Origin of the sequence: Sphingomonas adhaesiva (assembly GCF_036946125.1) — a bacterium.
Taxonomy (GTDB): domain Bacteria; phylum Pseudomonadota; class Alphaproteobacteria; order Sphingomonadales; family Sphingomonadaceae; genus Sphingomonas; species Sphingomonas adhaesiva_A.
The window spans coordinates 756203-781261 of record NZ_JAQIJT010000001.1; the positions used below are offsets into that span (position 1 = coordinate 756203).

20 protein-coding genes are annotated in these 25059 nt (G+C 69.4%); 14 read left to right on the forward strand and 6 right to left on the reverse strand.

Annotated features, from left to right (window positions below):
- Positions 1-26: 26 nt before the first annotated feature.
- Positions 27-680: a TetR/AcrR family transcriptional regulator gene (locus PGN23_RS03725; RefSeq protein ID WP_335301490.1), complete on the reverse strand. Its 654-nt coding sequence runs from the start codon at positions 678-680 to the stop codon at positions 27-29.
- Positions 681-768: 88 nt separating this feature from the next.
- Between PGN23_RS03725 and PGN23_RS03730 the strand changes: the two genes are divergently transcribed.
- The 4 genes from PGN23_RS03730 (at position 769) to PGN23_RS03745 (ending at position 6988) form a co-directional block, all read left to right on the forward strand.
- Positions 769-1962 (forward strand): efflux RND transporter periplasmic adaptor subunit, encoded by a 1194-nt coding sequence (locus PGN23_RS03730; protein ID WP_335301491.1) that lies wholly within the window; start codon positions 769-771, stop codon positions 1960-1962.
- Between the two features lie 6 nt (positions 1963-1968).
- Positions 1969-5142, forward strand: a complete 3174-nt coding sequence (locus tag PGN23_RS03735; protein WP_335301492.1) for an efflux RND transporter permease subunit — start codon at positions 1969-1971, stop codon at positions 5140-5142.
- Complete coding sequence (locus tag PGN23_RS03740) at positions 5129-6667, forward strand: efflux transporter outer membrane subunit (protein ID WP_335301493.1); 1539 nt, start codon at positions 5129-5131, stop codon at positions 6665-6667. The genes PGN23_RS03735 and PGN23_RS03740 overlap by 14 nt, the downstream gene beginning before the upstream one ends.
- Before the next feature lie 66 nt (positions 6668-6733).
- Positions 6734-6988, forward strand: coding sequence for a hypothetical protein (locus PGN23_RS03745; protein WP_335301494.1), 255 nt, complete (start codon positions 6734-6736; stop codon positions 6986-6988).
- Positions 6989-7434: 446 nt separating this feature from the next.
- Here PGN23_RS03745 and PGN23_RS03750 read toward each other — a convergent pair whose 3' ends face one another.
- Positions 7435-8763 (reverse strand): MFS transporter, encoded by a 1329-nt coding sequence (locus tag PGN23_RS03750; protein ID WP_335301495.1) that lies wholly within the window; start codon positions 8761-8763, stop codon positions 7435-7437.
- A 107-nt stretch (positions 8764-8870) separates the two neighbouring features.
- Here PGN23_RS03750 and cyoA point away from each other — a divergent pair, with 107 nt between their 5' ends.
- From cyoA to PGN23_RS03790, 8 genes are all read left to right on the forward strand, one after another.
- The gene (gene cyoA, locus PGN23_RS03755) at positions 8871-9998 is read left to right on the forward strand and encodes a ubiquinol oxidase subunit II (protein ID WP_335301496.1); all 1128 of its coding nucleotides are present in this window, start codon (positions 8871-8873) and stop codon (positions 9996-9998) included.
- A gap of 7 nt (positions 9999-10005) precedes the next feature.
- Positions 10006-12006 (forward strand): cytochrome o ubiquinol oxidase subunit I, encoded by a 2001-nt coding sequence (gene cyoB, locus PGN23_RS03760; protein ID WP_335301497.1) that lies wholly within the window; start codon positions 10006-10008, stop codon positions 12004-12006.
- Positions 12007-12010: 4 nt separating this feature from the next.
- Positions 12011-12637 (forward strand): cytochrome o ubiquinol oxidase subunit III, encoded by a 627-nt coding sequence (gene cyoC, locus PGN23_RS03765; RefSeq protein ID WP_335301498.1) that lies wholly within the window; start codon positions 12011-12013, stop codon positions 12635-12637.
- On the forward strand, positions 12634-13029 hold the full coding sequence (cyoD, locus tag PGN23_RS03770) for a cytochrome o ubiquinol oxidase subunit IV (RefSeq protein ID WP_335301499.1): 396 nt from the start codon (positions 12634-12636) through the stop codon (positions 13027-13029). Before cyoC ends, cyoD begins: the two co-directional genes overlap by 4 nt.
- Positions 13029-13715, forward strand: a complete 687-nt coding sequence (locus tag PGN23_RS03775; RefSeq protein WP_335301500.1) for an SURF1 family protein — start codon at positions 13029-13031, stop codon at positions 13713-13715. The genes cyoD and PGN23_RS03775 overlap by 1 nt, the downstream gene beginning before the upstream one ends.
- Positions 13712-14992, forward strand: coding sequence for an ATP-binding protein (locus tag PGN23_RS03780; RefSeq protein WP_335301501.1), 1281 nt, complete (start codon positions 13712-13714; stop codon positions 14990-14992). Before PGN23_RS03775 ends, PGN23_RS03780 begins: the two co-directional genes overlap by 4 nt.
- Positions 14989-15522 carry a response regulator transcription factor gene (locus tag PGN23_RS03785; RefSeq protein ID WP_335301502.1) on the forward strand — a complete coding sequence of 178 codons (534 nt, stop codon included), beginning with the start codon at positions 14989-14991 and terminating at the stop codon, positions 15520-15522. The genes PGN23_RS03780 and PGN23_RS03785 overlap by 4 nt, the downstream gene beginning before the upstream one ends.
- Positions 15523-15673: 151 nt before the next feature.
- The gene (locus PGN23_RS03790) at positions 15674-16150 is read left to right on the forward strand and encodes a PilZ domain-containing protein (protein ID WP_335301503.1); all 477 of its coding nucleotides are present in this window, start codon (positions 15674-15676) and stop codon (positions 16148-16150) included.
- A gap of 100 nt (positions 16151-16250) precedes the next feature.
- Here the strand turns inward: PGN23_RS03790 and PGN23_RS03795 are convergent, their stop codons facing one another.
- Complete coding sequence (locus PGN23_RS03795; protein WP_335301504.1) at positions 16251-19481, reverse strand: PAS domain-containing protein; 3231 nt, start codon at positions 19479-19481, stop codon at positions 16251-16253.
- 159 nt (positions 19482-19640) lie between these two features.
- On the opposite strand from PGN23_RS03795, the gene PGN23_RS03800 reads away from it, so the two are divergent.
- Together PGN23_RS03800 and PGN23_RS03805 are read left to right on the forward strand one after the other, a co-directional pair.
- Positions 19641-21038, forward strand: a complete 1398-nt coding sequence (locus PGN23_RS03800; RefSeq protein ID WP_443019742.1) for a M20/M25/M40 family metallo-hydrolase — start codon at positions 19641-19643, stop codon at positions 21036-21038.
- Positions 21039-21134: 96 nt separating this feature from the next.
- Entirely contained in the window at positions 21135-21623 is a 489-nt protein-coding gene (locus PGN23_RS03805; protein ID WP_335301506.1) for a DUF4142 domain-containing protein, read from the forward strand.
- A gap of 267 nt (positions 21624-21890) precedes the next feature.
- Here the strand turns inward: PGN23_RS03805 and PGN23_RS03810 are convergent, their stop codons facing one another.
- From PGN23_RS03810 to PGN23_RS03820, 3 genes are all read right to left on the reverse strand, one after another.
- Positions 21891-23315 (reverse strand): aldehyde dehydrogenase family protein, encoded by a 1425-nt coding sequence (locus tag PGN23_RS03810; RefSeq protein WP_335301507.1) that lies wholly within the window; start codon positions 23313-23315, stop codon positions 21891-21893.
- A gap of 243 nt (positions 23316-23558) precedes the next feature.
- Positions 23559-24392 carry an oxygenase MpaB family protein gene (locus PGN23_RS03815; RefSeq protein ID WP_335301508.1) on the reverse strand — a complete coding sequence of 278 codons (834 nt, stop codon included), beginning with the start codon at positions 24390-24392 and terminating at the stop codon, positions 23559-23561.
- Between the two features lie 34 nt (positions 24393-24426).
- A complete protein-coding gene (locus tag PGN23_RS03820; RefSeq protein ID WP_335301509.1) occupies positions 24427-24945 on the reverse strand; it encodes a MucR family transcriptional regulator in 519 nt (172 codons plus the stop codon).
- Positions 24946-25059: the final 114 nt, after the last annotated feature.

The following is a 25059-nucleotide window of genomic DNA, read 5'->3' on the forward strand; positions in this document are numbered from 1 at the left end:
GCGCGGTCGCGGCAACCGCCGGGTCGCTACGATTCGGCGAGCGCGGCGATTTCACGCTCGATCAGGTCCATCAGCATGTCGACCACGGGTGCGGCGGGGCCCTTCCCCTCGGACAGCCAGTGGTGGAAGCTGCCGCCCCCCATGATCCGCACCGCATCGGTGAGGCAGGCGACCCGCTCCGGCGCGGCCCCCGGCGGCGCCAGCGCGGACAGCGCCGCCGTCAATTGCGCGCGCATCAGCGAATCGACGCTGCGAAACACCTCCTTGATACGGTCGTTGCGCGCGCTTTCGGCCATGATCTCCATCACCAGCCGCACGTCGGTGACCTCGGAACCCGCCAGATAATTGCGCAGCCATGCGCGAATCGCGTCGCGATCGCCCGACCCGCCCGCCGCGCACAGTTCGTTCGGCCGCAGGCAGCGGTCGAGATCCTCCACCACCAGCGCGGCGACGATCGCCTCCTTATTGGCGAAATCGCGGTAGATCTGCCCGACCAGCACCCCCGACGCCTGTGCGATCCGTGCGATGCCGGTGGCGTGGAACCCGTGTTCGATAAAAAGTTCCCGTGCCGCCTGAACCACTTTCATGCGTCGTGCGTTGACTTTGCCGTCCCGGTTCCGGGGCGAGGTGCATGCGTCCCGGATCGCTGTCCCCACTATCTTCGACGTCTCGCCGATCATTGCCTCTTCCATATTGACGTCGCCATTTCTTCGCAGTAGCAGCATTTGTGAGTGAGCGATCACTCACGCCATCATAAAAGAGACACACATGCCGAACAAGGGGTTTGCGCTCTCCGCGCTGCTGTTGCTGCCGCTCGCCGCCTGCGGGGGGAAGCAGGATGCGCAACAGCAACAGCCGGCGGGTCCGCCGCAGGTGGGCGTGGTCACGGTCGCGACTCAGCCGGTGACGCTGACGACGACGCTGCCGGGCCGCACCACCGCCTACGAAATGTCGGAGGTGCGCCCGCAGGTCAGCGGCCTCATCACCGCGCGGCTGTTCACGGAGGGCGATTCGGTGCGCAAGGGGCAGGCGCTCTATCGCATCGATCCGCAGCCCTATGTGACGCAGGTCGCCAATGCGCGCGCGGCGCTGGCCCGCGCGCGTGCCGCCATCTCCTCGACCTCCGCGCTCCAGCGCCGCTACGGCGAACTGGTGAAGATCAACGCGATCTCGCGGCAGGACTACGACAATGCGATCACCCAGGCGCAGCAGGCGCAGGCCGATGTCGCGGCGCAGTCCGCCGCGCTGCGCAGCGCGCAGATCGACCTGGCGCGCACCACCGTCCGCGCGCCGATCTCGGGCCGGATCGGGCGCTCGGTCGCGACCACCGGGGCGCTCGCGACCGCATCGCAGACCGACCCGCTGACCACGATCAGCCGCCTCGACCCGATCTATGTCGACGTGCCGCAGTCGAGTGCGGACCTGCTCAGGCTGCGCCAGCAGATCGCCGCCGGCGACCTGTCGCGCGGCGGCGGGGCGGCGCGCGTCCGGCTGCGGCTGGAGGACGGCTCGGTCTATCCGGTCGAGGGCACGTTGCAGTTCGCCGATGTCAGCGTCGATCCCGCGACGGGTACGCAGACGATCCGCGCGCTCTTTCCCAATCCGCGCGGGCTGCTGCTGCCGGGCATGTACGTCCGCGCCGAGCTGGTCGAGGGAACGCAGAGCGACGGCATCCTGGTGCCGCAGCGCGCGGTGTCGCGCGACGAGAAGGGACGCGCCACCGCCATGATCGTCGGTGCCGACGGCAAGGTGCAGCCGCGCCAGCTGACGACGTCGCGCACGATCGGCGACAATTGGCTGGTCACCGCCGGGCTGAGGCCGGGCGACAAGGTGATCGTGGAGGGCGGCATGATGCTGCGCCCCGGCATGGCGGTGAAGGCCATGCCGTGGTCGCCGAACGCCCGGCAGGCCCAGCAGCCCGGCCAACCGCAACAGCAGCCGTCCGCGGCGCCAGCGAAGTAACGCTCCATGTCACGCTTTTTCATCGATCGGCCCATCTTCGCATGGGTCATCGCGATCGTGCTCATGCTCGCGGGCGGGATCGCGATCCGCAGCCTGCCGATCGCGCAATTCCCGCAGATCGCGCCGCCCGCGGTGTCGATCACCGCCACCTATCCCGGCGCCGATGCCGAGACGCTGGAACGCACGACCACGCAGGTGATCGAGCAGCAGCTGAAGGGCATCGACAACCTGCGCTACTTCTCGTCCTCGTCCTCGTCCGCGGGGCTGGTGACGATCACGCTGACGTTCGAACAGGGCACCGACCCCGACATCGCGCAGGTTCAGGTCCAGAACAAGCTGCAGGCGGCGACCCCGCTGCTGCCGCAGGAAGTGCAGCAGCAGGGGCTGCAGGTCCAGAAATCCACCGCGAATTTCCTTCTGGTCGTCGGCCTCTATTCGCAGGACGGGTCGCATAGCGCCAACGACCTCGCCGACATGATCGTGTCGCGGATGCAGGACCCGATCAGCCGGGTGAGCGGCGTGGGCGAGATCCAGACCTTCGGCTCGCAATATGCGATGCGCATCTGGGTCGATCCGCTGAAGCTCAACAGCTACCAGCTGACCATCGCCGACGTGCAGGGCGCGGTGCAGGCGCAGAACGCGCAGGTCTCCGCCGGGCAGATCGGCGCGCAGCCGGCCCCCAAGGAGCAGATGCTCAACGCGACCGTCTCGGTCCAGTCGCGGCTCCAGACGCCGGAGCAGTTCGCCGCGATCCGGCTGAAGAGCGGGGCGGACGGCGCGATCGTGCGGCTGGGCGACGTCGCGCGGATCGAGCTGGGCGCGGAGAATTACGGCTTCGACAGCCGCTACAACGGCAAGCCCGCGGCGGGCTTCGGCGTGAAGCTGGCACCGGGTGCCAATGCGCTGTCGACGGTCGAACTGGTGAAGGCGCAGACCGCCGAGCTCGCCAAGCAGCTGCCGAGCGACGTCAAGGTCGTCTATCCCTATGACACCACGCCGTTCGTGCGGCTGTCGGTGGAGCAGGTGGTCCACACGCTGATCGAGGCGGTCGTCCTCGTCTTCCTCGTGATGTTCCTGTTCCTCCAGAACTGGCGCGCGACGCTCATCCCGACGATCGCGGTCCCGGTCGTGCTGCTGGGCACCTTCGCGGTGATGGCGATCGCGGGCTATTCGATCAACACGCTGACGCTGTTCGGCATGGTGCTGGCGATCGGCCTGCTGGTCGACGACGCGATCGTCGTGGTCGAGAACGTCGAGCGCCTGATCGTCACCGAGCATCTGAGCCCCAAGGAAGCCGCGCGAAAGTCGATGGACGAGATCAGCAGCGCGCTGATCGGCATCGGTCTGGTGCTGTCCGCGGTGTTCCTGCCGATGGCGTTCTTCGGCGGGTCGACCGGGGTCATCTACCGTCAGTTCTCGATCACGATCGTCTCGGCGATGGTGCTGTCGGTCCTGGTCGCGCTGATCCTGACGCCGGCCCTGTGCGCCACGATCCTGAAGCCGCACGACCCGGCCAAGAAGGAGGGCAACGGCCCGCTCGCGCGCTTCTTCCGCTGGTTCAACGAGAAGTTCGACAACGGCCAGCGCCGCTACGAGGCGGGCGTGAAGCGCACCGCGCGCAGCTGGAAGCGGTCGCTCCTGGTCTATGCGCTGATCGTCGCGGGCGTCGCGGTGCTGTTCGTCCGGCTCCCCTCGGGCTTCCTGCCCGACGAGGATCAGGGCACCGTCATCGCGCTGGTGCAGGGGCCCTCGGGCGCCACCTCGGCGCGGACCGACAAGGGGCTGAACCTCGTCCTCGATCACTTCCTGGGCGCGGAGAAGGCGAACGTCGACGGCGTGTTCACGATCAACGGCTTCAGCTTCGCCGGACAGGGGCAGAATACGGGCCTCGCCTTCATCGCGCTGAAGGACTGGGGGGATCGCTCGGGCGCGCAGAACAAGGCGCAGGCGATCGCGGGCCGCGCGATGGGGGCGTTCAGCCAGTACAAGGACGGCATGATCTTCGCGCTGGTGCCGCCTGCGGTGCAGGAACTGGGCAACGCCACCGGGTTCGACGTCCAGCTGGTCGATACCGGCGGCATCGGGCACGAGCGGCTGATGCAGGCGCGCAACATGATGCTGGGCATGGCCGCGCAGGACAAGACGCTGGCGCAGGTCCGCCCGCTGAGCCTCGACGACGCGCCGCAGCTGAAGGTCGACGTCGACCAGGACAAGGCGCGCGCGCTGGGCCTCGACCTGTCGCAGGTCAACAGCACGCTCGCGGCGGCCTGGGGCGGGGCGTATATCAACGACTTCATCGACCGCGGTCGCGTGAAGCGCGTCTATGTCCAGGCCGATCAGCCGTTCCGCGTGAAGCCGGAGGACATCGGCTCCTTCTTCGTGCGCGGCACGAACGGCGGGATGGTGCCCTATACCGCCTTCTCGACGCTGGAATGGGCCAATGCCCCGGTTCAGCTCACGCGCTACAACGGCCAGCCCGCGATGCAGATCCAGGGCAGCCCCGCGCCGGGGCAGAGCACCGGCGCGGCGATGGACGCCCTGGAGGCGATCCATGCCAAGCTGCCGCCGGGGACGACGCTGGAATGGACCGGCCTGTCCTATGAGGAACGGCTGTCGGGGGGGCAGGCGCCCGCACTCTACGCGCTGTCGCTGCTGATCGTGTTCCTGTGCCTTGCCGCGCTGTACGAAAGCTGGTCGGTGCCGATCTCGGTCCTGCTGGTGGTGCCGCTGGGCGTGCTGGGCGCGCTGCTGGCGGCGGCGATCACCGGGCTGAACAACGACATCTACCTCCAGGTCGGGCTCATCACCACGATCGGCGTGTCGGCCAAGAACGCGATCCTGATCGTCGAATTCGCCGAGGAGCGTATCGCCGAGGGGATGAGCGCGTTCGATGCGGCGGTGGAGGCGGCGAAGCTCAGGCTGCGCCCGATCCTGATGACCAGCCTCGCCTTCATGTTCGGCGTGCTGCCGCTGGCGGTTTCGACCGGCGCGGGCGCCGGCGGGCAGAATGCGATCGGGCGTGCGGTGGTGGGCGGCATGTTCACCGCGACCGTGCTCGCGATCTTCCTGGTGCCGATGTTCCTCGTCGTCGTGCTGCGGCTGTTCGGGCAGCACGAGAAGGAGCCTGCCCGCGACGAGCACGCCGGCGGCGACCATCAACCGGCTCATGAAGGGGCCTGACGTGACCAAGCGTATCTCCACCCTGGCGCTGCTGGCGCTGTCCACCGCGCTCGCCGGGTGCAATCTGGCACCGAAATACGAGCGGCCGACCGGCGCCGTCCCGGTGGCGCTCCCCTCGGGCGGGGTGTACCCGGCCGCGGCCAGCGACGCGGCCGACGTCAGCCGGATCGGCTGGCGCGACTTCTTCCTCGACGACCGGCTGCGGCAGGTGATCGACACCGGGCTCGCCAACAACCGCGACCTGCGGGTGGCGGCGGCGAACGTGCTCCAGGCGCGCGCGCAATACCGCGTGACCCGCGCCGATCTGGTGCCGAATACCACGCTCAGCGGCTCGGCCACCTTCACCAACAACCTGTTCGGTGCGGCGGGGGCGCAGGGCGGGGCGGCGGGCGGCGGTACCGGCGGCAGCGCCGGCGGCGGCGCGGGGACGGGCGGCAATGCCGGCGGCGGCGGGGTCGGTGCCGGGGTGGGTGCCGGTGTGGGCGCCACCTCGTCCAACATCGAATTCTATTCGGTCAACGCCGGTTTCTCCGCGTTCGAGCTCGACCTGTTCGGGCGCGTCCGCAACCAGAACCGCGCCGCGCTGGAGAGCTATTTCGCGTCCGAGGAAGCGCAGCGCGCCGCGCGGATCAGCCTGATCGCGGAGATCGCCAGCGCCTGGCTGACCCTGGCGTCGGACCAGGAGCAGCTGCGCCTGGCGCGCGAGACGCTGAAGGCGTTCGCCGAGACGCAGCGGCTGACCAGCGCGCAATTCCGCATCGGGGTCGCCTCCGAGCTGGAGGCGCGGCAGGCGGAGACCAACTATCAGTCGGCGCGCAACGACATCGCCGCGCTGACCGCGCAGATCGCGCGCGACCAGAATGCGCTGAACCTGCTGGCCGGGACCACCGTCCCCGCGGAGCAATTGCCGACCGGGCTGGCGGTGGAGACGGTGACGCGCGACGCGCTGCCCGCGGGCATCTCGTCCGACGTGCTGCTGCGCCGCCCGGACGTGCTCCAGGCGGAGCATCAGCTGATCGCACAGAACGCCAATATCGGCGCGGCGCGCGCGGCGATGTTTCCGACCATCTCGCTCACCGCGACGCTGGGGACGATCTCGACCGCGCTGTCGGGGCTCTTCGGCGGGGGCAGCTTCACCTACACCGGATCGCCGTCGATCGGGCTGCCGCTGTTCGACGGCGGGCGGCGGCAGGGCAATCTCGACTATGCCCGCGCGTCGCAGCAGGCGGCGGTCGCCACCTATGAGAAGACGATCCAGACCGCCTTCCGCGAGGTGGCGGATGCGCTGGCGCAGCGCGGCACGATCGGCGAGCAGGTGTCGGCGCAGACCGCGCGTGCCAATGCGGCACAGGTGGCGGCGCGGCTGTCGGACGCGCGCTACCGCGCCGGGGTCGATTCGTTCCTCGTCTCGCTCGATGCGCAGCGCACCGCCTATGCCGCGCAGCAGCAGCTGGTGACGACCCGCCTGACGCGGGCGAGCAACCTGGTGGAGCTGTACCGTTCGCTGGGGGGCGGGCTCGACTGAGCCTCTTGCGTGGGGGAGCGTTTGGCGTACTCTCTCGTTCGTCTTTACAGGACGAGGAGAGAGCCGATGATGCCGCAAGAGCGCAACGGCGACGAAGCGATGGTCATTCTGCAGACGCTGCTATGCATGCTGCGGGAAAAGAACCTGCTGTCGCGCGCCGATATCGAGGAATTGTGCGACCGCGTCGCCATGCGCGCGGCGCAGGCCGAACGCGACCCCATCCCCTGCTGCGCCACCGCCGCGCGCGCCGCCGCCGACGAAATGGCGAAGATCGGCACGTATATCGGGCGGCATTACGGGGGCAAGCACCGGCGGATGTGAGGGGCGCCTGACCTCCGTTTTCACGTCACTCCGGACGTGTTCGAAACCTCTGCGAACGAAACCTCTGCGAAACGTCGTGGATCGCTCGACGATTTTGCCGTTCCCCGGCGCAGGCTGGACCTTTGCAAAAGCCCTTTCCCATGCGCCGGCGCAGGCCGGGGCCGAGCATCGGCACGCTCGTACGATACTGAAACCGGGGCCCGACGAGCCCCCGGCCTTCGCGGGACGTTTGCAAAATGCCATGCCGTGCTCCTGCGAAGGCAGGAGCCCAGGGTTGCAGGTCCCATAAGGCGTTGTTCTGCTGAGCCCTGGGCTCCTGCCTGCGCAGGAGCACGGTGCGGGCTCGGTGCCGTTGCACCTGTGTTGCAAAGGTCCGGCCTTCGCCGGGGAACAACGATCTGAGTTTTGCAGAGGTCTCGATCAAGTCCGGGGTGACGAGAGTGCCCTCAATCCAGCCGCTTCGCCAGTTCCACGTTCAGCCCCAGCGCCAGCAGCGTACCCAGCGCGCCCGACAGCAGGTAACCGCCCGCCGCGACCAGCCCGAACGCCTGCGTCAGCGCCAGCGCCGCGAGCGGCGCGAAGCCGGCGCCGAACAGCCAGGCCAGATCGGAGGTGATCGCCGCCCCGGTGTAGCGCGCGCGCTTGGGGAAATTGTTGGTCACCGCGCCCGACGACTGGCCGAACGAGAGCCCCAGCAGGATGAAGCCCATCACCATGAACAGCACCTCGCCCGCGCTGCCCGCGCCCAGCAGCTGCGGCGCGAAGCCGCTGAACGCCGCGATGCCCGCGGCGGTATAGCCCAGCAGGCTGCGACGCCCGATCCGGTCCGCCAGCACGCCCGACAGTACGATCGCGCCCAGCCCGAAGGCGGCGCACACCATCTCGATCACCAGGAAGCGCGCGATGCTCTCCTGCGTGTAGAGCGCGACCCAGGACAGCGGGAACACCGTGACCATGTGGAACAGTGCGAAGCTGGCGAGCGGGGCGAAGGCGCCGATGATGATGTTGCGCCACTGCGCCTTCACGGTCGCGGTGACGCGCGACGGGGTCAGCTCGCGGTTCTTGAACATTTCCGAATATTCGGGCGTCACGACGATGCGCAGTCGCGCGAACAGCGCCACGACGTTCAGCGCGAAGGCGACGAAGAAGGGATAGCGCCAGCCCCAGGACATGAAATCCTCCGGCGGCAGCACCGACACGAAGAAGGCGAACAGCCCGCTGGCCACCATCAGCCCCATCGGCGCGCCGAGCTGCGGCACCATCGCCCACCAGCCGCGCTGCCTGTCGGGCGCGTTGAGCGCCAGGAGCGAGGGCAGACCGTCCCATGCGCCGCCCAGCGCGATCCCCTGGCCGATGCGGAACAGCCCCAGCAGCACCGCGGAGGCGATCCCGATCGAGGCGTAGCTGGGCAGGAACGACATCAGCACGGTCGAGGTGCCGAGCAGGAACAGCGCCATCGTCAGCTTCGTGCCCCGGCCGTAGCGGCGGTCGAGCGCCATGAAGATCTGCGTGCCCACCGGGCGCGCGATGAAGGCGAGCGGGAAGATCGCGAACGACCACAGGGTCGCGCTGATCCGGTCCATGAAGGGAAAGACCACGGTCGGGAACACCAGAACCGAGGCGATGGCATAGACGAAGAAGTCGAAGAATTCCGACGTCCGCCCGATGATGACGCCGATCGCGATCTCGCCCGGACGGACCTGATGCTCCGCATGGGTGTTGACGGCGCGGGCGTCGCGTTCAAGCGATGCGGATGAGGCGGTGGTCATCGACATGGTTCCGATCGGACGTAATAGGCTCGCTGTAGCGCAACGCCCACAACGATGGGATGGGACAAAATGTCCTATTCCGCTGCACCGCACAAAAGCCTAGGCGCCGGATCATGACCCGCCGTCCCCTCCGTCGCCCGTCGCCCGCCCGCCTGGGCGCGGTGGCGGCGCTCGTCGCGCTCGCCGGCTGCAACACCGTGGTGATGAACCCGGCGGGCGATGTCGCGCGCCAGCAATCGTCGCTGATCGTGTGGTCGACGGTGCTGATGCTGCTCATCATCGTCCCCGTCATGGCGCTGACCGTGCTGTTCGCATGGCGCTACCGCGAGGGGGCGAAGGACGCCAAGTACGAGCCGAACTGGGACCATTCGACCGGGCTGGAGCTGGTGATCTGGGCCGCGCCGCTGCTCATCATCATCGCGCTGGGTGCGCTGACCTGGGTCAGCACGCATTTGCTCGACCCCTATCGCCCGCTCGACCGGGTCGCGCCGGGCAAGCCGGTGACCGCCGCGATCCGCCCGCTGGAGGTGGAGGTGGTGTCGCTCGACTGGAAATGGCTGTTCATCTATCCCGAACAGGGCGTCGCGACCGTCAACGAGCTGGTGGTGCCGGTCGACCGCCCGGTGCGGTTCCGCATGACCTCGTCCAGCGTCATGAACACGCTGTGGATTCCGGCGATGGCGGGAATGATCTATACGATGCCGGGGATGGAGACGCAGTTGCACGGCGTCCTCAACCGCACCGGCAAGTTCGAGGGGCGGTCGGCCAATTACAGCGGCGCGGGCTTCTCCGACATGTGGTTCTGGACCCATTCGGTGACGCCGGCGCGGTTCGACCAGTGGGTGGCCGGCGTGAAGCGCCAGCCGCGCGCGCTGAACCGGGCGACCTATCTCCAGCTGGAGAAGCCCAGCGAGAAGGTGCGCCCGATCGGCTTCGGCACGGTCGACCCCGGGCTCTTCCGCCGCGTCGTCGGCATGTGCGTCAAGCCCGGCACCGACTGCATGCAGGGCATGTCGCACGGCGGCCCCGCGGTGAACGACCGCGCGCCGCGCGCGGGCGAGGCGGAGGGCGCGCTGACCCGCGAGCCGGGTGAGAAGGGCGACAGCCCGCACTTCACCGCGCCGCGCGGCCAGCCCGGCGGCGCCAGCGACACCGATAGCGGCGCCAACCGCAACATGACGCGCAGCATCATTCACCTTCCCGCGCCGATCGCCGGCGCCACCGCCCGTACGGAGGGCTGAGGACACCATGTCGGACGACCTCATGAAGACGATCTTCGGGCGCCTCTCGCTCGACAGCCTGCCGCTCCACGAGCCGATCGTCGTCGGCACCTTCGTGGTGGTGGCGCTGGGCGGGTTCGCGCTCGTGGCTGCGCTGACCTACTTCAAATTGTGGCGCTACCTGTGGACCGAATGGTTCACGAGCGTAGACCACAAGAAGATCGGGATCATGTACATCATCCTGGCGATCGTGATGCTGCTGCGCGGCTTCTCCGACGCGATCATGATGCGCATCCAGCAGGCGATCGCGTTCAACGGCAGCGAAGGCTATCTGAACGCGCATCACTACGACCAGGTGTTCACCGCGCACGGCGTCATCATGATCTTCTTCGTGGCGATGCCGTTCGTCACGGGCCTCATGAACTATGTCGTCCCGCTCCAGATCGGCGCGCGCGACGTCAGCTTCCCCTTCCTCAACAATTTCAGCTTCTGGATGACCGCGGCGGGGGCGGTCACGGTGATGGCCAGCCTGTTCGTCGGCGAGTTCGCGCGCACCGGCTGGCTGGCGATGGCGCCCCTGTCGGGGCTGGACTATTCGCCCGACGTCGGCGTGGATTATTATATCTGGGCGCTCCAGATCGCGGGCGTGGGCACCTTGCTGTCGGGCGTCAACCTGATCGCGACCATCGTGAAGATGCGCGCACCGGGCATGGGGCTGATGAAGATGCCGATCTTCACTTGGTCGGCGCTGGTCACCAACGTGCTGATCGTCGCCGCCTTCCCGGTGCTGACCGCGGTGCTCGCGATGCTCAGCCTCGACCGCTACGTCGGCACCAACTTCTTCACGAACACCGGCGGGGGCAACCCGATGATGTACGTGAACATGATCTGGATCTGGGGCCACCCGGAGGTGTACATCTTGATCCTGCCCGCGTTCGGCGTGTTCTCGGAAGTGGTCTCGACCTTCTCGGGCAAGCGGCTGTTCGGCTATACGTCGATGGTCTATGCGCTGATCGTCATCTGCATCCTGTCGTATCTCGTCTGGCTGCACCATTTCTTCACCATGGGGTCCGGCGCCAGCGTCAACAGCTTCTTCGGCATCACGACGATGATTATCTCGATCCCCACGGGGGCGAAGATCTTCAACTGGCTGTTCACGATGTACCGCGGGCGCATCCGCTTCGAGCTGCCGATGATGTGGGCGATCGCCTTCATGCTGACGTTCGTGATCGGCGGGATGACCGGGGTCATGCTGGCGGTCCCGCCGGCCGACTTCCAGTTCCACAACTCGCTGTTCCTGGTCGCGCACTTCCACAACGTCATCATCGGCGGCGTGCTGTTCGGGATGTTCGCGGGCGTGAATTACTGGTGGCCCAAGGCGTTCGGGTTCAAGCTGGACAGGAAGTGGGGCACGATCAGCTTCTGGTGCTGGGTCGTCGGCTTCTGGGTCGCGTTCGCGCCGCTCTACCTGCTCGGCCTGATGGGCGTGACGCGCCGCCTGCGCGTCATCGGCGACCCGTCGCTCCAGCCGCTGTTCGTCATCGCCGGGATCGGCGTCGCGATCGTCGCAGCGGGGATCGGCGCGATGCTGATGCAATTCTACGTCAGCATCCGCGACCGCGAGCGCCTGCGCGACGTCACGGGCGATCCGTGGAACGGGCGCACGCTGGAATGGGCGACCTCCTCGCCCCCGCCGGCGTACAATTTCGCCTTCACGCCGGTCATCCACGACCTGGACGCCTGGTACGACATGAAGGAGCAGAAGGCGGCGCGGCCGACCAGCGGCTACCGCGCGATCCACATGCCGAAGAATACCGCCGCGGGCGTGGTGCTGGCCGGGCTGTCGCTGGTCTTCGGCCTCGCGATGATCTGGTACATCTGGTGGCTGGCCGCGGTGTCGTTCGTCGGCATCGTCGGCTACGCGATCTGGCACACGTTCGACTATGACCGCGACTTCGACATTCCGCAGGAGGACGTGACCCGCGCCGAGGATGCGCGCACCCGCGCGCTCCAGACGGCGGAGGTGTAGGGCGATGAGCACGCAGACACCCCCCGCCGCCCACGCGCCCGTCTACTACGAACTGGACGAGCATCCCCATGCGCCGGGCGCCAGCACGATGCTGGGCTTCTGGCTGTACCTGATGAGCGACTGCCTCATCTTCGCGATGCTGTTCGCCGCTTACGGCGTCTATGGGGGCAGCTTCGCGGGCGGGCCGGGGCCGCGCGAGCTGTTCGACCTGAGCCTCGTGGCGGTCAACACCGCCATGCTGCTGCTGTCGTCGATCACCTACGGCTTCGCGATGATCGCGATCGACGAGAAGCGGCAGAAGGCGGTGCTCGGCTGGCTGGCGGTCACCGCGCTGTTCGGTGCGGCGTTCCTCTGCATCGAGCTCTATGAATTCAACCACCTGATCCACGAGGGCGCGGGGCCGACGCGCTCGGCGTTCCTGTCGTCCTTCTTCCTGCTGGTCGGCACGCACGGGCTGCACGTCACCTTCGGCATGATCTGGCTGGCGGTGCTGATGGTGCAGGTGGTGCGCCGCGGGCTGATCGCGGACAACGTGCGCCGGCTGCAATGCCTGTCGATGTTCTGGCATTTCCTGGACGTCGTCTGGATCGGCGTCTTCACCTTCGTCTATCTGCTGGGAGTGCTGCGGTGAGCGCGCGCAACGATACGCCGTTCCACGGCGCCGACGATCATCAGCACGGGCATGACGCGCACGGCGGTGCCGCGCACGGCACGCGCCGGGGCTATGTCATCGGCTTCGTCCTGTCGGTGCTGCTGACGGCCCCGGCGTTCGCGCTGGTCATGACCGGGGTGATCGCCGATCCGCGCATCACCGCCGGGATCGTCACCGTGCTGGCGGCGGTGCAGATCGTCGTCCACATGGTCTACTTCCTCCACATGAACAGCAAGTCGGAGAGCGGCTGGACGCTGATGGCGCTGATCTTCACCGCGATCATCGTGCTGATCGCGATCGCGGGATCGCTGTGGGTGATGTTCAACATGAACTTGAACATGATGCCGAAGGGAATGATGGACGCGATGTGATGCGCGCGCGCTGGCCCCTCGTCGCGCTCGCGGTGACGGCGGCGGTGCTGCTCGCGGGGCTGGGGGTGTGGCAGGTCGAGCGTCGCGCGTGGAAGCTGGCGCTGATCGCGCGGGTGGAGGCGCGGCTGGCGGCCCCGCCGGTCGCCGCGCCCGGCACCGCGTCGGCCGATGACGCCTATACGCGGGTGCGCGCCACCGGGCGCTGGGTGCCGTGCCCGCCCGTCTATGTGCAGGCGGTGACCGATCTGGGCCCCGGCTTCTGGATCGTCGCCCCGCTCGCGACCGGGCGCGCGACGATCCTGGTCAACCGCGGCTTCGTGCCCGCGGGGATGCGCGTCCCTGCCGCCACCGGACCCGCGGCCGTCACCGGCCTGTTGCGCGTCAGCGAGCCCGGCGGCGCCTTCCTTCGCCGCAACGATCCGGCCGCCGACCGCTGGTTCTCGCGCGATGTCGCCGCGATCGCGGCGGCGCGGCGGCTCGGAGCCGTAGCACCCTATTTCATCGACGCCGATGCGCGCACGTCGCCCGCGTGGCCGCGCGGTGGGCTGACCGTGGTGCGTTTCCGCAACAGCCACCTGGTCTATGCGCTGACATGGTTCGCGCTGTCGGCGATGACCGCGTGGTTCGCGTGGCGGCTGGCGCGGATGGGGCGGCTGGCGCGGATGGAGCGGGTGGCGCGCGGATGATGCCGCTGCGCGCCTCGCTGCCCGCGGGGGAGGGCAACGTCCGCCTGCTCGCGATCCTGCGCTGGCTCGCGGTCGGCGGGCAGCTGGCGACGATCCTGAGCGTCCATGTCGGGTTGGGCGTACGCCTGCCTCTGGCGCCGATGCTGGGCGCGCTGGGGGTGCTGGTCGCGCTCAACCTCGCGTTGCTCGCCTCGCCGTGGCTGGGCGCGCATGCCGGGCCGCGGCGGCTGTTCGCGATGCTGCTGGTCGACGTCGCCTGCCTGACGACGCAATTGTACCTGAGCGGGGGCGTCGCCAACCCGTTCGTCACGCTGTATCTGTTGCAGGTCGTGCTGGCGGCGGTGCTGCTGCCCGCCTGGGCCAGCTGGACGCTGGTCGCGATCACGGTCGCGCTGTTCGCATGGCTGGCGATGTTCGCGCCGCCTTTCGCGCTGCCGCCGCAATGGGCCTCCACCCTGTCGGTGCCCTATGTCGCGGGCAGCTGGTTCAACTTCGCGCTCGCCGCATCGCTGCTGGTGCTGTTCGTCACCCGCATCGTCCGCAACCTGTCGCAGCACGACGCGCGCCTCGCCGCGCTGCGCCAGCGCGCGGCGGAGGAGGAGCATATCGTTCGCATGGGGCTGCTCGCCAGCGGCGCGGCGCACGAACTGGGCACCCCGCTCAGCTCGATCGCGGTGATGCTGGGCGACTGGCGGCACGAGCCCGCGATCGCCGCCAATCCCGCGCTGGTCGCCGATCTGGCCGACATGGCGGCCGAGGTCGCGCGCTGCAAGGACATCCTGTCGCAGGTGCTGCTCGCCTCGGGCGAGGTGCGCGGCGACGCGCCGGTGCGCGCCACGCTGCGCCATTTCCTGTCCGGACTGGTCGCCGACTGGCGCAACCCGGGGGTGGAGGCGGTGTACGAGCATCTGATGTCGGGCGATCCGCGCATCGTCGCCGATCGCGCGCTGGCGCAGACGATCACCAACCTGCTCGACAATGCCGCGGAGGCGGGCGCGACGCGGATCGCGCTGTGCGCGGCGCTGGACGGCGACCGGCTGATCCTGTCGGTGCGCGACGACGGGCGCGGCTTCGCACCCGACATCCTAGAGGGCATCGGCAGGCCCTATGTCAGCACGAAGGCGCGCCGCGGTGCCGGGCTGGGGCTGTTCCTGGCGACCAACGTCCTGCGCACGCTGGGCGGCACCGTCGCCGCGCGCAACCGCGCCACCGGCGGCGGCGAGGTGGTGCTGGCGCTGCCGCTCGCCGCGGTCGCGGTGCCGGGGGAGGGCGCATGACCGCGGCGCGACGCCTCATCGTCATCGAGGACGACGCGGTCTTCGCGCGCACGCTGGCGCGATCGTTCGAGCGGCGCGGCTATGACGTCGTCGCGATCCCCGGCCCGGCGGCGCTGGACGAGACGCTGGCCGCGCTGCGTCCCGATCATGCGGTGGTCGACCTCCGGCTCGGCAACGCCTCCGGCCTGACCTGCGTCGAGCGGCTCCACGCCTTCGACCCCGCGATGCGGATCGTCGTGCTCACCGGCTTCGCCAGCATCGCCACCGCGGTGGAGGCGGTGAAGCTGGGCGCGACCAACTACCTCAGCAAGCCCGCCAATTCCGACGATATCGAGGCCGCGTTCCAGGCGACGACGGAGGGCGACGCCAGCGTCGACGTGGTCGCCGCCCCCACCTCGCTGCGCACGCTGGAGATGGAGCATATCCACCAGACGCTGGCCGACTGCGACTTCAACGTGTCCGAGGCCGCGCGCCGGCTGGGAATGCACCGCCGCACGCTGGCGCGCAAACTGGGCAAGCGGCACCTGTGATAAGCCCTTTCTCACTAACACAGGCTAGCGTCGCGTCCCATCTTGCGACATCATGCGGCTCCAAGCGTTGATGCGGCGACCGGGCGTTTACTGGTCGTCAACGCGCTCGGGAGTAGACGAGTGATGTAAGGGCACGCAGAAGGACCGTCTCATGGCATTGGTAGCCACTCTCTACAGCGACGATGTCCGTGGGTCGGAGCGCCGTCAGGTGGAGCTGGACGGCACGTTGCGCGGCCCCGCGCACACGCCGCACGACGTTCTGGTCAGCGAACTGTCCTCCACCGGATTTCGCGTTCCCGCCACCGGCGCGCTGGCGGTCGGCTCGCGCATCACCCTGGGGCTCAGCGGCGTCGGCGCACGCGCGGCGCGGATCGTCCGCCTGGCCGGCGACGAGCAGTTCGGCTGCGAATTCATTTCGCCGCTGTCCCCCGGCGAGCTGGCGGCCGCGCTGGAGGCGCCTCCGGCAGAGCTGATCCGCTTTCCGCAGACCGCGATGGTCGCCCCGGCCGACGTCATGCCGGAGCCCGACGTCGGGCAATTCCCCGGTCCGGTGCGGCTCGCCATCCTGATGGGCGGCGGACTGGCGGCCTGGGGCATCACGATCGCGGCGGCGGTGGCGCTGTTCTGACCCGCGAGGCGGGTTCGACAGGCGCAGGATGACGGGCCGGAAACGGTGATGCCGCCGGAACCGCCGTGCGGCTCGTCCGATCTGCGCGGCCCTCCGGGCGTCAGGCCGCGCCGGTCAGCATCCGCGCGACCTGCGCGGTAAAGGCGTCGATCGCGAACGGCTTCGTCGTCAATTCCATGCCGTCGTCCAGAAAGCCGGAGCGCAGCCGTGCCTGCTCGGCATAGCCGGTGACGAACAATACCTTCAGTTCCGGCATCGCCGCGCGCGCGTGATGCGCGACCGCGCGTCCGCTCACCCCCGGCAGCCCGACATCGCTGACCAGCAGGGACAGGTCGGGCCGCGCGTCCAGCAGCGCGATGGCATCATGCCCGTTCGCGGCCTCGATCACGCGGCATCCCAACCCTTCGAGCAGTTCGACGATCAGCATCCGCACCGCGGGCTGGTCCTCGACCACCATCACCAGCGGCTCGCCCACGATCCGCTCCGGCGGGGCCGGCGGGGCCGGCGGGGGCGGGGCCGGCGGCTCGTCCGTCGCATCGTCCGTCGCGCGTCGCAGGTAGAGGGTGACGACCGTGCCGGCGCCCGGTCGCGAGGCGATCCGCGCGCGCCCGCCGGTCTGGTGCATGAAGCCATAGATCATCGACAGACCCAGCCCGGTGCCCTGACCGATCGGCTTGGTGGTGAAGAACGGCTCGAACGCCTTGGCGATGGTCTCGGGCGACATGCCCGCGCCTGTATCGCCGACGCTCAGCGCGACATAGTCGCCCGGCTCCAGCGCGTCCGGCGCCGCTGCCTCGTGCCGGGCGACGTGGTGGATCGCGGTGGCGATCGTCAGCCGTCCCCCCTGCGGCATCGCATCGCGCGCATTGATCGCCAGGTTCAGCAGCGCGCTTTCCAGCTGGTTGGCATCGGTCGAGGCGGCGCCGGCGTCCACGGCCAGGTCCAGCTCCAGCTCGATCGCCTCGCCCAGCGTACGGCGCAGCAGGTCCTCCAGCGACACGACGGCGCGGTTCACGTCGACGACGCGCACATCGAGCGACTGCCGCCGCGAAAACGCCAGCAACCGCTGCGTCAGCCCGGCGGCGCGCTGCGCGGAACCGGCCGCCGCATCGATATAGCGGTCGACGCGCTCCAGCCGCCCGTCGCCGATGAAGCGCCGCACCAGCTCCAGGCTGCCGATCACGCCGGTCAGCAGATTGTTGAAATCGTGCGCGATCCCGCCCGTCAGCTGCCCCACCGCCTCCATCTTCTGGCTCTGGCGCAGCTGGTCCTCGGCCTGCGCCAGCGCGCTGCGCTGGCGGTGCTCGACGGTCACGTCGCGCAGCACGGCATAGGTCATCCCGTCGCGCGGCACCGCATGCCAGGCCAGCCGGCGATAGTCGCCATCGCGCCGCCGGTACCGCACCTGCAACCCGGTCACGCGCTCGCCGCGCGCCAGCATCGCCAGCGCATCGGCGACCGCGGGCCGATCCTCGGCGTGGACGTGATCGGCGACGCGGCGGCCGGTCAGCTCGTCCAGCGTCCAGCCCAACGTGTCCTGCCACGCCGGGTTCAACTCCACGTAGCGGCCGTCCGCGTCGATGACGCACAGCAGGTCGGGGGTCGCCTGCCAGATCTGGTCGCGCTCGCGGGTGCGCTCCGCTACCGTCTCCTGCAGCGCGCGTTCGAAGTCCTTGCGATCGGTCTGGTCCAGCATCGCGCCGATCATCCGCAGCGCCCGCCCCGCGGCATCGCGGATCACATAGCCGCGGTCGCGCACATCGGCGTAGCTGCCGTCGGCCCGGCGGAAGCGATATTCGCCCGACCACGCGCTGGCGCTGCCGTCGATCACCGCATGGATGCTGTGGTCGATCCGCGCGCGGTCGTCGGGGTGGATATGGTCGAGCCACCATTGCCCGCTGCCCTCCGCCCCGGCGCGGTCGTGGCCGTAGGCGGAGGTCAGCGCCTCGTTCCACTGCACCTGGTCGCGCACCAGATCCCAGTCCCAGATCGCGTCGTTGGTCGCGCGATTGGCCAGCCGCAGCCGCTCCTCGGTCTCGCGCAGCGCCGCCTCCGCGCGGCGCTCCGCGGTGACGTCCTGCACCGTGCCGATCAGGCGGACGGGCATGTCGCCCTCGAACATCACGATGCCGCGCGCGCGGACGTGGCGCTCGATGCCGTCGGTCAGCCCGATGGTGCGATAGCCGTGATCGAACAGCCGCGATCCGACCGGGTCCAGCGCCGCCTGGACCGCGGCGACCGCCCCCTCGCGATCGTCGGGATGGAGCGCCGCGACGAACGCGCCCTCGTACGTGACGGGGGCGCCCGGCGGCAGCCCGAACAGCTCGCGGCAGCGATCGTCCCATTCCAGCCGGTCCTGATGCGGCGCATAGTCGAACTGTCCCAGCCGCGCCGCGCGCGTGGCCAGCTCCAGCCGCTCGCGGTGCGCCGCCAGCGATGCGCGCGCGTCGTGCTCGCGCGTCACGTCCTGCGCAAAGCCGAACCACTCGACCAGCGTGCCGTCGCGGTCCAGCATCGGGACCGCGCGCGACCGCGCCCAGCCGATCGACCCGTCGGCGCGGCGGACGCGATGCTCCATCTCCAGCGCGCGTCGTTCGCGCAGCGCGTCGGCGGCCTGTGCCATCACCGCGTCGCGCTCGGACGGCAGCAGGTAGCGCTCGGTCCAGTCGGTCGACGGCGACAGCGTGTCCGCCAGCAGCCCGCGCCCCTCCAGCATCCGCAGCTCGCGCCAGTCGGGGCTCATGCGATAGATGATGTCCGCGCCGGTCGCCGCCAGCGCGCGGAACCGCGCCTCGCTGTCGCGCAGCCGCTCGGTCTCGCGCTCCAGCTGCTGCGTGAGGCGAACCCGCCCGGTCACCTCGGTCACGCAGTCGAGGAAGCCGACCACCGCGCCCTGCTCGTCGTGCAGCGGGCTGAAGCCGAAGCTCCACCACGTATCCTCGCGCCCGTCGTCGCGACGCGTACGGAACGGCACGTCCTCCAGCAGCATCGCGCGCCCCGCCAGCGCTTCGGCGATGAGCGGGGAGAACGACGCCCACACGTCGTCCCACACCTCGCGCACCGGGCGGCCGATCGTATCGGGGCGCCGGCCCTCGATGATCGCGGCATAGGCGTCGTTGTAGAGGAAGGTGAGCTCGGGCCCCCAGCCGATGCACATCGCGATGCGCGACGACAGCATCATGTCGACGATCGCGCGCAGCGACGCCGGCCAGACGGCCATCGCGCCCAGCGGCGTGCGCGACCAGTCGAACGCCGCGATCGCCGCCCGCATCGTCGGGCGCGGCGAGGCGCCGCCCGTCGCAATAGATTCGCTGTCCGACCCCGGCGCCATGCGCGGATCATATCGCCTGAGTCATAACAAGCTACTCGAATCGGACCTTTTGTACGCTTGTCTTCGCCGGGACCGGCGATACGCTGACGCGGAACGACGATGACGAGCGTCGGGACGGATTTCGGGGGCGCGGCGATGCGATACGGGACGACGATGATGATGGTGATGATGGCGGCGGCAGCCGGGGCGGTCGCCGCCCCGGCGTCCGCCGCCCCGGGTGCCGCCCCGCGCGCCGGCGGCGATGCCGCGGCGCAGGCGCAGGCGCTGGACATCGCCCGCCGCGCGATCGCGTTCCGCAGCGTGGCCGGGCCGGGCAACCAGACGCCTCAGCTGGCCGCCTATCTGAAGTCGGTGCTGGTCGCGGGCGGGTTCGCCGCGGACGAGGTGACGGTCACCCCGCTCGACGACACCGCCTATCTGGTCGCGCGCTGGCCGGGCAGCGATCGCACGGCCAAGCCGCTGGTCGTGTCCGGCCATATCGACGTGGTCGAGGCCAAGCCCGCCGACTGGCAGCGCGATCCCTTCACCCCGGTGGTGGAGAACGGCTATCTCTACGGTCGCGGCGCCACCGACATGAAGCTGGACGCCGCGGTCGCGATGGCGGCGCTGATCGCGATGAAGCGCGACGGCTACCGCCCGCGTCGCGACATCGTGCTGGAATTCTCCGGCGACGAGGAAACGCGCATGAAGACCAGCGCGATCATCGCCGAGCAGCTGAAGAACGCCGAGATGGTCATCAACATCGATGGCGGCGGCGGTCGCTTCGGCGAGGACGGCAAGCCGCAATTCTTCACCTGGAACGGCGCGGAGAAGACCTATGCCGATTTCGAGCTGACCGTCACCAACCCCGGCGGCCATTCGTCCGCGCCGCGCCCGCTCAACGCGATCAACCAGCTGTCCGCCGCGCTGGTGCGCATCGGCGACTATCGCTTCACCCCGCAGCTGTCGGACCTGACCCGGACGTTCTTCCTGGAAGCCGCCAAGCAGAAGACGGGCGAGCTGGCCGCGGCGATGCGCGCCTTCGCCGCCGATCCGACCGATCGCAAGGCGATCGCGACGCTGGCCGCGGACCCCGCCTATGTCGGGCAGATCGGCACCACCTGCGTCGCGACGATGGTGTCGGGCGGCCATGCGATCAACGCCCTGCCGCAGCGCGCGACCGCCAACATCAACTGCCGCATCTTCCCCGGCGTGAAGCCCGCGGACGTCATGGCGACCCTACGCCAGGTCGCCGCCGATCCAGCGGTGACGATCCGCGACGTGACGGAAGGGTCGGTCGCCAACGACGCCTCGCCGATGCGCCCCGATTTCGTCGCCGCGGTGACGAAGGCGATGGCGAAGACGCGCCCCGGCGTTCCCGTCTTCCCCAGCATGTCCGCGGGCGCCAGCGACAGCATGTGGTTCCGCTACCACCATGTGCCCAGCTACGGCGCCAGCCCGACCTTCATCAAGGAATCGGACGATTTCAGCCACGGCCTGAACGAGCGGACGCCGATCGAGAACATCGCGCCGGGCATCGCCTACTATCGCTCGCTGTTCACCGATCTGTCAAAATAACGTATTGATCCCCATCAGCTTTCTGGAGAAAGCCGGGAACCGACGATCGACCCCTCCGGTTCAGCGCGCACCATCGCTGCACAGGAGGGATGATCCATGAAAGCCGTATCGATCGCCATGATGGCCGCCATCGCCGGGTTCGCCGCGCCCGCGGTCGCGCAGGCGCCCGCCACACCCGCGGGCTATGTCGCCGCCGCGGGGGCGGGCGACCTCTACGAGCGCCAGTCGAGCCAGCTGGTGCTGCAGACGACCGCCGATCCGAAGGTGCGCTCGTTCGCGCAGATGATGCTGACGGACCACGCCAAGAGCACCGCGCAGGTCAAGGCCGCCGCGGCGCGCGCGAAGGTGCCCGTCGCGCCGCCGAAGCTGATGCCCGATCAGTCAAAGATGATCGCCGACCTGCGTGCGCAAAGCGGCACCGCGCGCGACGCCGCTTATGTCGCACAGCAGAAGACGGCGCATCAGAAGGCGCTCGCGCTCCACCGCGGCTATGCCGACGCGGGCACCTCCGCACCGCTGAAGGCGGCCGCGGCGGGGATCGCGCCGGTGGTCCAGCATCATATCGAGATGCTGAACGCGATGTGATCGCGGCAACAGGACTGTTGCATAAGTCCGAAACCTCCGTCGTTCCCCGGTGAAGGCGGGACCTGCGCAAAGGGCTACACCGTGCTCCTGCGCAGGCAGGAGCCCAGAGTTGCAGGTCCCATAAGGCGTTGTTCTGCTGGGCCCTGGGCTCCTGCCTGCGCAGGAGCACGGTGTAGCCTTGCGCCAGGGTCCCGCCTCCGCCGGGGCACGGGATGGAGCGCCCGCGGCGGTGTCGATCGAGCCCGGCGCCGCGATCAGCTCCGTAACCTACGCCGGGGCGCCCACCACGGTCTTCACCTCCATGAAGTCCGCCAACCCGTACTTCCCGTTCTCGCGCCCGTTGCCCGACTGCTTGTAGCCGCCGAACGGCGCTGCGATGTCGGGCGACCAGCTGTTGATCGTCACCAGCCCGGCGCGCAGCTTGCCCGCGACCTCCGCCGCCTTGGCGGGATCGCCTGAGACGGTGGCCGACAGCCCGTATTCGGTGTCGTTGGCGATCCGCACGCCCTCCGCCAGATCGTCGTAGGTGGTGATCGTCGCCACCGGGCCGAACGTCTCCTCGCGCGCGATGCGCATGTCGGGGGTCACGTCGGTGAACAGCGTGGGCTGGATGAAGAAGCCGGAATTGCGTCCGTCCGGCCGCCCCGGGCCGCCCGTGACCAGCGTCGCGCCTTCGTCGATCGCGGACTGGATCAGCCCCTGGATCTTCTCGTATTGCGCCTTGTTGACGACCGGCCCGATGTGCTGCCCCTCCTCCAGCGGGTTGCCGACCTTCGTCTGCTCCATCATCGATTTCACGATCGCGGTCGCGTCCGCCACCTGCGTCTTGTGGACCAGCAGGCGGGTCGGCGCGATGCAGCTCTGCCCGGAATTGGCGAGCACGCCCGCGACCGTCGGCGGCAGCACCTTCGCCAGGTCGGCGCCCTCCAGCACCAGGTTCGCCGCCTTGCCGCCCAGTTCCTGATGCACGCGCTTCACGGTCGCGGCGGCGGCCTGCGCCACCGCGATCCCGGCGCGGGTCGATCCGGTGAAGCTCACCATGTCGACCTGCCGGTGCGCCGACAGCGCCGCGCCCACGCCGGGCCCGTCGCCGTTGACCAGGTTGAACACGCCCGCGGGCACCCCCGCCGCGTCCATGATCTCCGCCAGGATCGCCGCGCAGCCCGGCGCTTCCTCGCTCGGCTTCAGGATCATCGTGTCGCCCGCCGCCAGCGCCGGCGCGACCTTCGCGCAGATCTGGTTGAGCGGCCAGTTCCACGGGGTAATCATCGCGACCACGCCCAGCGGCTCGTGCACGACCTTCGCCTTGCCGACCGTCTCCTCGAAGGTGAATTCGTCCAGCGCCTTCAGCGTGGCGGCGAAATGCGCGAGTCCCGTGGGCGCCTGCGCCGCCATGGCGAGCCCGAGCGGCGCGCCCATCTCCTGCGCCATCGACCTGGCGAGATCGGGGATGCGCTTCTTGTATTCGGCGATGATCGCGCTCAGCAGCGCCTTGCGCTCGTCGATCGAGGTCTGCGACCACGTCTCGAACGCGCGCCGCGCCGCGGCGACCGCCTTGTCGACGTCGGCGGCGGTGCCCAGCGTGATCTCGGTACAGGGCTGCTCGGTCGCGGGGTCGATCACCTGATAGGGGCGCCCGCCCTCGCTCTCGACCCACGCGCCGTCGATATATTGCTTCAGATAGCTCTGCATCGCTCTCTCCATGATCGATTTGGTGCGATCATGCGGTGCGGGCGATTGGGTTGCAAGGCGAAACGGGATGCCGCGTGTCGGCCCCGAAGGCCACTACCGACCTCGCGCCCGGCCGTCATTCCCGCGAAGGCGGGAATCCAGACACGCATGTGGAGCGACCCGGTCCGCGACCTGAGCGTATATGGATCTCCGCCTCCGCGGGGATGACGAAGGGAGGGGGGGCGGGGCTGCGCCCTCGACCTGCTACGCCCGCCGCAAGGCCCAGCGCACCACCCGGCTCATCCCTCCCGCCCCCGCGCGGATCGCGGGGCGCGCCAGCCGCGGCGGACGCCGCCCGTGCATCGCCGCGGCCCAGTCGGGCAGCAGGTCGACCGCCGCCGCGCTCGCCAGCGACAGGCCCGCGGCCTGCGCCGCGTCCTCGCCCGGCGCCAGCAGCGCGTCCGCCACCGCGCGGACGCGGTGGTCGCCGCGCAGCTGCGGGCGGACCCGCGCGAAATAGGCCGCCACCTCGGCGCGCGACCGCGGCACGTCGCGCGCGCCCAGCCGCTCGGCGACGATCGCGACATCGGCGAGGTAGCGGTCCTGTTCGCCCCCGCCCAGCGCCGGGTCGCGGTAGCGCAGATAGGCGCGCAGGAAGCTGTCCACCTCCGCGACATGGACCCAGGTCAGCAGCGCGGGGTCGTTGGCGTCATAGGCGGTTCCGTCGGGCAGCGTGCCGTGGACCCGGTCGTGGATCGCGCGGACGTGGGCGATCGCCTGTTCTGCCGCCGCGGTCGCGCCGAAGGTGGTGACCGCGATGAACTGCGCGGTCCGCCGCAGCCGCCGCAGCCGGTCGTGGCGGAAGTCGCTATGGTCCCACACGCCTGCCAGCGCGCCGGGGTGGAGCATCTGGAGCAGCAGCGCGGAGATGCCGCCGATCATCATCGCGGCGAAATCGCCATGGACGGCCCAGGCGGGCGACCCGGGCGCGATCAGCCCCGGGTCGCCGGGCGGGCGGGTGAGGTCGAGCTCGCCGCTGCCCACCAGCTGTCGGAGCCGGGCGGCCACCGCGTCGCGCATCGGGGTCGCGATCGCCATCCACCCGGCTCCCCATCCGGCTCCGTCGCCGTCCTTATGCCTCCGTCGGCGCCGCCTTGCGGCGGCCGCGCGGTGCCGGGGCCGCCGCGGTGGCGTCCGCCGCGCCGCCCTCGCCGCCGCCGCGGCGCTGGCCGGGCTTGCGGCCGAGGCCGATCTTCTTCGCCATGTCGCGGCGCGCCTGCGAATAGCTTTCCGCGACCATCGGGTAATCCGACTTCAGCCCATAGCGCGTGCGATAGTCGTCCGGGGTCAGGCCATGGCCGGCCAGATGACGACGCAGCGTCTTGTACGGCTTGCCGTCGATCAGCGAGATCAGGTGATCCTTCGACGCAAGCGACTTACGCACCGACACCGCGGGCGTATATTCGGTCGCGCTTTCCTCGACCGGGTCGGGCGAAGTGGTCGACGACAGGTTCGTCACCGCGTCGTGCATCGTGCGCAGAAACGCCGGCACATCCTCACCCGACGCGCGGGTGTTGGGATTGGACAGCCACGCGATGGTCAGTTCGGTGGCAAGCTCCACCGCGTTGGTGCCGGTCGGATCTTCGGACATATGGGTGCTCCTGAAAGAGAATGGACGTCGTCTAGTCATACGTCCGGGCAGGGTCAACGGTGCCCGTCAAAGAAGCTGATCGACATTTATCTTTCCCTATAAAGTAAAACATTT